The organism is Agrobacterium sp. DKPNP3 (genome assembly GCF_052686535.1).
This window is the reverse complement of sequence record NZ_JBQYSN010000129.1, coordinates 1-10,222: the sequence shown is the minus strand read 5'-3', so window position 1 is coordinate 10,222 and position 10,222 is coordinate 1. Positions and strand designations below refer to the sequence as shown.

Here is a 10,222-nt window from a genome sequence, read left to right as displayed (position 1 = left end):
CGCGGCGCGTGCCAAATCCGAAAACGAAGGCATCACGCTCACCGCCGCCGAAATGGCCGGCCTTGACCGACTGCTGGAGAAGGGGCTGGACGCGGTCTCCTGACATTTGGATGGGGAAATGAAAAACGGCCCGCAATTGCGGGCCTTGATAGCGACAACGTCACTCAGCGTTTTTTTTGCGACTGCATAGCATCCCCGCGCCGGCACACCTGACTAGATCCGGCTTCCAGCGCGATCAAGTCCTTGATAGCGGAAAAGTCCTTTCACGGCGCAGACGCGCCGTGGCTGGATGCCGGATCTAGTCCGGCATGACGGAGGAGAAATATCAAGGCTCATCTCATGCAAAAAAGGCCCACAGTTGCGGGCCTTTCTTTCACAGCAGCGATATCTCAGGCAGCCTTGCAGGCCTGCACTGCGCCCGGAAGCTTGCTCCAGTCAGCGTACCAGCTGTTGAACAGCTTGAACTGCGCTTCGACATAACCGCGCTGGCTGTCGGTCAGCGCATCGGTTTCGTTGAAGTGGAGCGTGTATTCCTTGTCGCCCTTCAGCACCATCATATGCTTGAAGTAGAGGACAAGATCCGGGCCTTCATCGAAGGACGATAGTACGGCGAGCGCCTGCTCCAGTTCCAGCGCGCGGGCGCGGGCATCCGCATCACCCTTGGCGGCCGCCTGCGACAGCTTGCAGAGATGAATGACTTCCTTAGGCAGCACATTGCCGATGCCGGTGATGGCGCCGGTTGCGCCGCAATTGACGAAGCCATGGAAAACGGCGGTATCGACGCCAATCATCAGGGTCACGTCGTCGTCACGGCTGGTGATGTTTTCAGCCGCATAACGCATATCGGCGGGACCGCCGAATTCCTTGAAACCGACGAGGTTCTTATGCTCGGCGCGCAACGCGAAGAAGAGATCGGCGCGGGTCGCGAAGCCGTAATAGGGGCTGTTGTAGATGACGGCCGGGATTTCCGGAGCAGCCGAGAGAATGGCTTTGAAGTGGGCCTTCTGCGCAGCGATAACAGAACCGCGCGACAGGACGCGGGGAATGACCATCAACCCCTTGGCGCCAACCTTCTGGGCGTGGGCAGCATGAGCAACGGCAGATGCCGTGTTGACCGCCCCGGTACCAACGATGACAGGAATGCCAGCCTTAACCAGACGCTCGACGCCTTCCATGCGCTGCTCGTCCGTCAGGAGCGGCCAGTCGCCCATGGAGCCGCAATAAACGACGGCGGACATTCCGTCGGCGATGAGTTCCTTGCCCTTGCGGACAAGCGCATCGAAATCAGGTGTGCGATCTGCCTTGCATGGGGTCATCAAAGCAGGGATTACGCCGGAAAAAATGCTGGCCGTCATTATTAGCTCCTAAGGCACAGGGTTCTCAGGAATGGTCGCGGCTCCGCGCCACCCTTTCGAGGAGGACATTACTATCTTGTATTTTATTTGTCGACAAGAAATCGACAGGCTATAGACTTATTTCGAGGCGCTCGTTTCGCACCAGCAGTTTCTGCACTTGGCGAACGATCTGTTCCGCGTGTTCACGCGCCAATTTTTCTGAAAGAGCGATATCGCGCGCGGCGATCGCCGCGATCATTTCCTCATGGTCATCGACGAAGCGCTTAGGCAGGCGGTCCTCGTAGGATTGATAATAGAGCCTGAGGATACGTCGCCCCTCATCCAGCAGACGCTTGAAGAGGCTGGTGAAATAGGGGTTGCGGCCGGCCTCCGCTATCGAAAGATGAAGGGCGGCGTTGGTGGAGATCATTGCCAGTGCGTCCTGCTCCTCAACGGCTATGGCAAACTCCTTGTTATGCGCGCGAATGCCAGCAAGGTCCTCCGGCCGGTGGTATTGCGCGGCCAGTTGGGTCGTGACGCGGTACATCAAGACCAAAGCGTCGAAATAGGTGTGCATGTTCAAGAAATCGATATTCGACACCATGGTCGAGCGGTTGGGCAGCGTATCGATCAGCCCCTCACCCGACAGGCGCACCAGCGCTTCACGGATGGGCGTGCGTGACATTTTGAATCGTTCGGCCAGCTGCACTTCATCGATGGGGCTTCCCGGCGGCAGAACGAGATCGAGAATCTCGTCACGCAGCAGGTCATAAACCATTTTAACCCCGGAGCCGCGCTTGCGCTCTGCAGAAGCAATAATATCCGTCATCATTAATCCCTCTTGTCGACATAAAGAGTACTATTATTTTTTTTCGTTATCAACGCGGCGTGACACGGCTGTGACTTTGAATGCCGGAATAATCGTTCAAAAACAACAGAAAGCCGTCGCGGAAATTGCCCACGACGGCTTCAGATCATTCGATTTGTGTCGCAAGCCGGTCCAGAGCGCGGATTGTGCGATAAACGAGGATACGACTTGCTACAATGCTTCGGCCAGCGATCAGTTACGCAGACCGGTCGCCACGACGGAAATTTTGAAAGCGCCGTCGAGTGTCGGATCAAAAGACGCACCCATTACGACGTCCGTTTCCTCGCTGACGGCCTCGCGAACGAGCGTCATTGCTTCATCGATTTCGTAAAGGGTGAGGTCGTTGCCACCGGAAATCGAGACCAACGCGCCGCGGGCTTCCTTCAGCGAAGGTTCGCCGAGCAGTGGATTGGCAATGGCTGCAGCCGCCGCTTCCGACGCGCGCTTCTCTCCCTTGGCCTGTGCGGTTCCCATCAGCGCGCGGCCACCGTTCTTCATAACGTAACGCACATCGGCGAAATCAAGGTTGACCAGGCCTTCGCGCAGAATGAGATCGGTGATGCAGCGCACGCCGAGCGACAGAACCTTGTCCGCAGTCTTCAAAGCATTTTCAAAGGTGGTGCCGGCGTCCGCGATGCGCAGCAGGTTTTGGTTGGGAATGACGATGACGGTGTCGGCCGTATTGAGCAGGTTGGCAAAGCCATACTCGGCAGCGCGCATGCGGCGCGCGCCCTCGAAGCTGAAAGGCAGAGTAACGACGCCGACGGTGAGGATGTTCTTTGCCCTGCAGGCTTCAGCGATCACCGGAGCAGCCCCGGTACCGGTGCCGCCGCCCATGCCGGCGGTGATAAAGCACATGTCGTAACCGCTGAGGTGGTCCATGATCTCATCGAGGGAATCGATCGCCGCCTGACGGCCGACCTCGGGATCGGCGCCCGCTCCCAGACCGCCCGTCAGTTCTGAACTGAGCTGGACGAGGCGGGGAGCGTTGGTCTTCTTCAACGCCTGCGCATCCGTATTGGCTGCAATAAAATCCACCCCGCCAATCCCTTCAGCGATCATGTTGTTGATCGCATTGCCACCGCCACCCCCGACGCCGACAACAGCGATATTGGGGGTATTGCGAGCAATGGTGGCGCGCGGAGACTGGGTCATCGTCTTGTTCTCTTTCTCAACTCATAGGGTCCGGCGCCGTAGAGATAATCGGCACCCGAATGATCGGCGGCATTGCAGCGCGTCTTCCTGGGCGCAGGAACAACACGGTAACGCCTTGAAATTTCATGCAAGCCTTAAGGACAGATTGCGGCCAAAAGACTTGCGCACAAGCGGCAAAAGATGCGCTACGGCAACGTTCTCCCACCCCTTCCCCGGATGAAAACCAAACCGAATCAAATGCTTCACCATTGAGTGTTGATAGCCGAAAAGGGACATCGTTTACACTCCATTCACTATGTTTATCTCAAATTGGAACGAGTTACCCTCACGGGTGTTTGCTAGCCGACAGCGCCCGATGAGCGCATAGTATGGAGACAGGCAATGTTGGCAGACGTCTTGCAGAGAGAACCAGGTTACAGCACGCAACAGCCTCGCGTCCTGATCGTGGAAGACGAATTTCTGATTGCCATGGATATTGAAGACTCAATCATGCAGGCCGAAGATGATGCCAACGTCATCGGCATTGCCAACCGTCTGGACGATGCCATCGCACTCGGACGCAGCGCCGACGTCGCCTTCGTTGACGTCAATCTGGCAGACGGCCAGACCGGTCCTGAAATCGGCCGCAGACTTTCCGAGAGCGGTGTGGTCGTGATCTTCATGACCGCCAACCCTGAGGTCGTCGTTAACCTTGGTGTCGGGGCGGGCGTGATCTCAAAGCCAGTGCCGCAGGACGCGGTAGAACAGTGCCTCGCTTATGCCATTGCCAAACGCGCCGGCACCCACGCTGTGACCCCGATCGGCATGATGCCGTTCGAGTAGATAAAAGGTCATAAAACGGGCTGAAAACAAAAAAGCCTGCCGCGGGAGGAGGTGCGGCAGGCTTTCTGAAAAAATGAACAGCGACTTGGGAGGAGGATAGACGCTGTCCCCGGGGCAATCCTTTGGGAGGAGGAGTAGGATCGCCCGCTTCACGAAAAGGATGTGGGAGGAGGTACATCCGTTTCGATGAAATGAAGATACCATTTTTCTGCGCATTTGACAGGCACAAGGTTGCAGCACTGATATGCGCTGTACGCATACCACCTAAGGGTAGCCACTATCCGGTGGAGCGACTAAACGGATGCTACCTTCGTCCACTCTACATATTGAATCTGCGGATTGTCTTGATGCTTGAGAGTAGCCGACGAATGCGCTCCTCTCGCATGCTTTGCAGTGATCCGGGCGCTAAAGGATGAGGTCACATTCAGTAAAAAACAAAAACGCCCGCAAGGCGGGCGTTCGGGACTTGAAAATACGGAAGTGCCACTTGTTTATTTGCCAACAGCGGCGCGGGCAACGCTGGTAATCTGGCTGCGGTCGATACCGAGATCGTGCAGTTCACGGCTGCTCATACGGCCCAGTTCGTTGATCGTCTGACGATATTTGCGCCAATTGTTGAAGCTGCGTGCTACGTTCATGACATGACCCTTTCTAAGGTTTTGGTGACGTCAGTAACGTTTCGTTCCGGCGTCCTTCGATGACCTCTATATGCGCTTTTCAATGGGGACTTAACAGGCAGAATAAGGCAATCCACCCATGCGTCAGACGCAAGGGTTGCCGACCCGGCCCGGGTCGAAAAGTAACGTGGCTCAAATCCAGGACCTGGTAACGGAGCGCCTGCTTAGAACTTGTAGCGCACGCCGAAGACATTGGCGTTTGTCGCGCCCTTCATATTGCCCAATGTCTTGCCACCGCCAGACCGGTGGTGGAGGCGCCAGAAGAATTCCGTCGAGGAATCCTCGCTGAAGGAGACGTTGATCTCAGGCCCGAGATAAAACAGGACGTTGGCATTGCCATCATCCTTAATTTCCTGCTCGCGCTCGCGGCCCGGCTGTGCATCCGTGACGAGGCTGAGACCGGCGGTAAAGCTCGGGGTGATGAACAGTCGCTCACTGAGCCTGATCTGCTCATAACGCGCGACCGGGCCTGCCCACACCTCACCGGTAAGGCCCTTGCCAAATCTCGCAGCAATGCCGATTTCGCCACCCAGTTTTACATTGCCGATGCGGTAGGGATAAAACTGGTAACCGCCGCCCAGAATGACATTCTTTTCGTATTCCACGGGAATGAGGGCAGCGCTTTTCAGCATGTCTTCTTTCGTCAGCACACCGCCGAAACCAAATATCGCCTCATTCGTCTCCGAAGCCATATCCTCCGACGCGAAAGATGGTGTCGCGGCCAGTGCGATGATAGCCACCAGCGACAAACGTGCGGCGATGTTCATCTTGTTACTCCACCAGAATGAGGTTTCCGTGTGCCGGCCGTCCTCATAACCATATTTGGCAAGGCAGAACACACCGTTACCGAACACAATTATTTTACACACGCTGGAGCCCCGCCAGGCTAACTGGACGGATGCGATGAGGCCAAAAATGGCGCTGCGGCAAAATCCACAGCGCCGTAAGCTAAAGCACCCTTACACCGCCCGCGCCCGTCTTACCTCCGCCTGCGTCCATTCCGGCAACCAGTCGCGATGGGCGAGAAGCAGATCGTCCACCATCGACCAGATTTGGTCGAGGTCGAGTTCGGCCGCCGTGTGAGGATCCATCATCGCGGCGTGGTAGATGTGCTCGCGGTTTTCGCTCATCAGCGCCCGCACCGTCAGCTCCTGCACATTGATGTTGGTGCGCATCAGGGCGGTGAGCTGCGGCGGCAATTCCCCGATGAAAGTGGGCTGCACGCCGTTATGGTCGACAAGGCACGGCACTTCCGCTGCACAATCCGATGGCAGCGAGGTGATGCAGCCATTGTTGCGCTGGTTGCCGTAAATAACCGAGGGTTCGCCCGTCCATACCGAGTTGATGATAGACGAGGCATATTCCTTCGACTGTTTGACCTCGATCTTGTCAGCCGAACGATAGGCCGCCGCTTGGCCCTTCCAGCGCTCGATCTGCTCGATGCAACGCTTGGGATATTCGTCGAGCGGGATGCCAAATTTCTCGATCAGGTCCTCGCGGCCTTCCTTGATGAAATAGGGCGTATATTCGGCAAAATGCTCCGAGCTTTCGGTGACGAAATAGCCGAGCCGCGTCAACATCTCGTAACGCACCTTGTTGGGGCAGCGCGGGTTCCAGCCGGGTTTTGGGGCACGACCCTCGCGATAGGCACGCAAGAGGTCGGGATAGAGGTTCTTGTAGCTGCCATCTGCCTGGCGGTGCTCGAACTCCAGGAAAAACGCCATATGGTTGATGCCGGCCGAACGATAACGGATTTCCTCATAGGGAATATCGAGATCATGCGCGAGTTCCATCGCCGTGCCCTGAACCGAATGGCACAGGCCGACCTGCCGGATCGTCGGGTATTTCTCCGCGATCGCCCAGGTGTTGATCGCCATAGGATTCACATATTGCAGCATGATCGCGTTTGGGCAGACCGCCAGCATGTCCTGGCATATCTTCCACAGATGCGGAACGGTGCGAAGACCGCGCATGATACCGCCGACACCGAGCGTGTCGGCAATAGTCTGGCGCAGGCCATATTTCCGCGGCACCTCGAAATCGGTGACCGTGCAGGGTTCGTATCCGCCGATCTGGAAAGCGACGACGACGAAATCCGCACCGGTGAGTGCTTTTTTCTGGTCGGTATAGGTCTCGGCTTTTGCCTTTGCCCCCAATGTCGAAATCAGCTTGTTGACGACGATGGCGCTTTCTTCCAGCCTTTCGCGGTTGATATCCATCAGGGCGATGGTTGCACCCGAAAGCGCCGGACGTTGCAGCACATCGCCAATGATGTTCTTCATGAACACCGTCGAGCCTGCGCCGATGAATGCAATCCTGGGATCTCTTGCCATGTTTACCTCCGGCATTGAAATTCAAGCGATTTCGAAGGCGGCCCGCACAAGCCGCTGAGTATATTCGGTTTTCGGATTTGTCAGCACGTCCTCGACAGGCCCTTGCTCAACGATCTGCCCGCGCTGCATGACGATGACGCGGTGGCAGAGCGCACGCACCACCTTCAGGTCATGCGAGATGAAAAGGTAGCTGAGCCCCCTTTCGTCCTGCAGCTTGCGCAGCAGATCGATGATCTGCGCCTGCACGGAAAGATCGAGCGCCGAGGTCGGCTCGTCGAGCAGGATGAATTCCGGCTCCAGCGCCACAGCACGGGCAATGGCGATGCGCTGGCGCTGGCCGCCGGAGAATTCGTGGGGGAAACGTGAGAGGATATTGCCGGGCATGCCCGCCGCCTCCAGCGCATCGCGCACGCGGTCCAGCCTTTCGGCCTTCGTTTTGCCAAGGCCATTGATGATGAGGCCTTCCTCGATGACCTGGCCGATCGTCATACGTGGATTGAGCGAGGCGAAAGGGTCTTGAAACACGATCTGCATACGAGACCGCAACGGTCGCATTTCAGCGCGGGAGCGGCCATCCACCCTCTCCCCGTCAAAGACCACCTCGCCTGCGACAGGTTCGTTCAGCCGCAGCAGGGATTGGCCGAAGGTCGTCTTGCCGGAACCGGATTCACCGACAAGCCCCAGCGTCTCATGCCGTCTTAGGGTCAAGCCGAGATTGTCGACAGCAATCAGTTCCTTCAATTCCGGTTTGAACAACCCGCCGTAGCGCATCATGAAAGAGACCCGCACGCCGCTTGCCGTCAGCAACACGCCGGAATTTTCCGGCAGCGGCTTTGCCGTTCCATGCGGTTCGGAGCCGAGCAGCCGTTTGGTATAGGGGTGCTGCGGCGCTTCGAAGAGCTTTTCGGTGGTGTTGTGCTCGCGCATCTCGCCATGCTGCATGACATAGACGTAGTCCGAAAACTGCTTCACGATCGTCAGATCATGGGTGATGAGCACCACGGCCATGCCGCGCTTCTTCTGCAGGTCGCGGATGAGGTTGAGTATCTGCGCCTGCACCGTCACATCCAGCGCAGTGGTGGGTTCGTCGGCAATCAGCACGTCGGGATCGTTGGAGAGCGCCATGGCGATCATGACACGTTGGCGCTGGCCGCCGGAAAGCTGGTGCGGATATTGTTTGAGCCGCGCTTCCGGCTCCGGTATCTGCACCTGCCGCAGGAGATCGAGCGCCCTCGCCTCCGCTTGCTTCTTGCTGAGTTTGGAATGAACCCGGATCGCTTCGATGATCTGGCTGCCGATCGTATAGATCGGGTTCAGCGAACTCATCGGCTCCTGAAAGATCATCGAGATGCGGTTGCCGCGCAGCGCCCGGCGCTGGCGCGACGAGAATTTCAGGATGTTGTCGCCATTAAAGCGGACGACGGCCGCCTTCGAGACCGTGGCACGTTTGGTCAACAAGCCCATGACAGTGCGGGCGGTGACCGATTTTCCCGAGCCGGATTCGCCGACGATGGCGATGGTCTCACCCCGGTAAAGCTGGAAGGAAATGTCCTTCACGGCCTCCACCATTCCGTGTTCCACCTTGAAGGTCACGGCAATGTTGCGGGCATCGATGATGGCGTTATCCTGACGATCATCGGCGTCGAAGCGGATGGCGGGGGCGAAGGTGTCGTTCAGGGCAGCTACCATGTCACGCTCCTCTCAATAGGGATCGACGGCATCGCGCAGGCCGTCGCCGAGCGCGTTGAAGGCAAAGACGGTGACCAGCACGAAACCGACCGGTGCAAGAATCCAGGGATAGGAGCCGATGACCGAATAGGTCGCGGTATCCTGCAGCATCAGCCCCCAGGAGATCAGTGGTGGCTTCACCGCAAAGCCGAGGAAACCGAGGAAGGATTCCAGCAGCACGACGCTAGGAATATGCAAGGTCACGGCCACGATGACATGGCTCATCACATTCGGCAGGATGTGCTGGAAGATGATGCGCCGGTCGGTGGCCCCGACAGCGATCGCCGCCCGGACATAGTCGATCCGCGCCAGTGCCAGCGTCTTGCCGCGCACCTCCCGCGACATCTGTGCCCAGCCAAGCGCCGACATGACGCCTACCACAAAAACAAGGAACACGGTGGTTGGTGCGGTGACGGGAATAAGAGAAGTCAGCGCGAGGTAGAGCGGCAATTGCGGGAAGGCGAGCACCACCTCCACGAAACGCTGCACCCAAGCATCCAGCGGCCCGCCGAAATAACCTGATATCAAGCCGACACTGGTGCCGATGACGGTAACGATGGCGACGACGCTCAAGGCAATGGCAAGGGAGATACGCGAGCCATAAATGGCGCGCGACAGCACGTCGCGTCCAAATTTATCGGTGCCAAGAAAATGCACTGGCTGGCCGTCGGTCGAGCCGAAGAAATGCCGGCTCATCGGAATGAGACCCAGAAGTTTGTATTCCGCACCCTGCACGAAGAAGCCGAGATAGACGGGATTGTCATAGTCCGGCCCGACGATGGGCTGGAAGGTAACAGGATCAAGCTCTTCCGTCTCCGCAATGGCATAGACGCGCGGCGCAAGGCTGAAATTGCCGTCCTTGTCGGTGAACCGAACGACCTGCGGCGGTGAAAAGCTGCCATGGGTCTCAAGCGGGTTCATCGGCGCAAAGAAATCCGCGAAGACGGCAATCAAGATCAGCAAGACGACAAGGACCAGGCCGACCATGCCGGTAAACGAGCGCCGGAGACGCCGCCAGACCAGTGCGAGATAGGTCTCGTTGCCATGGGTGGAGCGGTCGCGTTTCGCCGTGGCGGCAGTTTCGGTTTTTATCTCGTCAAACGCCATCATCTCAGGCCCTCCCGAATTCGCGGACGCGCGGGTCAAGCATGGCGAGCAGCATATCGGCGATGATGTTGCCGACGATGAGCGTGGCAGCCAGCACCATCATGAAGGTCGCGGTGACATAGACGTCCCCCACCGCCATGGAGCCGACGATGGCCGGGCCGACGGTCGGCAACGCGAAGATGATGGCGGTCTCGATCT

General features: G+C 57.8%; 9 protein-coding genes and 2 pseudogenes. 2 read left to right on the top strand and 9 right to left on the bottom strand.

The genetic code is table 11. The features are described from left to right. Positions 1-103 (top strand): annotated as a pseudogene (locus tag ACUTJJ_RS23185) (oxidoreductase); the annotation flags it as partial. Positions 104-389: 286 nt separating this feature from the next. Here the strand turns inward: ACUTJJ_RS23185 and ACUTJJ_RS23180 are convergent. From ACUTJJ_RS23180 to ftsZ, 3 genes are all read right to left on the bottom strand, one after another. Further along, positions 390-1,355 carry a dihydrodipicolinate synthase family protein gene (locus ACUTJJ_RS23180; RefSeq protein ID WP_209091595.1) on the bottom strand — a complete coding sequence of 322 codons (966 nt, stop codon included), beginning with the start codon at positions 1,353-1,355 and terminating at the stop codon, positions 390-392. A gap of 109 nt (positions 1,356-1,464) precedes the next feature. Continuing rightward, a complete protein-coding gene (locus ACUTJJ_RS23175) occupies positions 1,465-2,163 on the bottom strand; it encodes a GntR family transcriptional regulator (protein WP_063951805.1) in 699 nt (232 codons plus the stop codon). Positions 2,164-2,394: 231 nt separating this feature from the next. Then, positions 2,395-3,357 (bottom strand): cell division protein FtsZ, encoded by a 963-nt coding sequence (gene ftsZ, locus ACUTJJ_RS23170; RefSeq protein ID WP_003521714.1) that lies wholly within the window; start codon positions 3,355-3,357, stop codon positions 2,395-2,397. A gap of 381 nt (positions 3,358-3,738) precedes the next feature. On the opposite strand from ftsZ, the gene ACUTJJ_RS23165 reads away from it, so the two are divergent. Then, complete coding sequence (locus ACUTJJ_RS23165; protein ID WP_144579208.1) at positions 3,739-4,179, top strand: response regulator; 441 nt, start codon at positions 3,739-3,741, stop codon at positions 4,177-4,179. 491 nt (positions 4,180-4,670) lie between these two features. Here the strand turns inward: ACUTJJ_RS23165 and ACUTJJ_RS23160 are convergent, their stop codons facing one another. From ACUTJJ_RS23160 to ACUTJJ_RS23135, 6 genes and pseudogenes are all read right to left on the bottom strand, one after another. Next, a complete protein-coding gene (locus tag ACUTJJ_RS23160; protein WP_003505647.1) occupies positions 4,671-4,817 on the bottom strand; it encodes a DUF1127 domain-containing protein in 147 nt (48 codons plus the stop codon). A 203-nt stretch (positions 4,818-5,020) separates the two neighbouring features. Then, positions 5,021-5,623, bottom strand: a complete 603-nt coding sequence (locus tag ACUTJJ_RS23155) for a hypothetical protein (RefSeq protein WP_445543559.1) — start codon at positions 5,621-5,623, stop codon at positions 5,021-5,023. A gap of 192 nt (positions 5,624-5,815) precedes the next feature. Next, positions 5,816-7,189: an alpha-glucosidase/alpha-galactosidase gene (locus ACUTJJ_RS23150; RefSeq protein WP_445543558.1), complete on the bottom strand. Its 1,374-nt coding sequence runs from the start codon at positions 7,187-7,189 to the stop codon at positions 5,816-5,818. A 21-nt stretch (positions 7,190-7,210) separates the two neighbouring features. Further along, a complete protein-coding gene (locus tag ACUTJJ_RS23145) occupies positions 7,211-8,878 on the bottom strand; it encodes an ABC transporter ATP-binding protein (RefSeq protein ID WP_445543557.1) in 1,668 nt (555 codons plus the stop codon). Positions 8,879-8,890: 12 nt separating this feature from the next. Beyond that, positions 8,891-10,027, bottom strand: a complete 1,137-nt coding sequence (locus ACUTJJ_RS23140; RefSeq protein ID WP_209091589.1) for an ABC transporter permease — start codon at positions 10,025-10,027, stop codon at positions 8,891-8,893. A 1-nt stretch (position 10,028) separates the two neighbouring features. Then, positions 10,029-10,222: pseudogene (locus ACUTJJ_RS23135) on the bottom strand (ABC transporter permease); the annotation flags it as partial.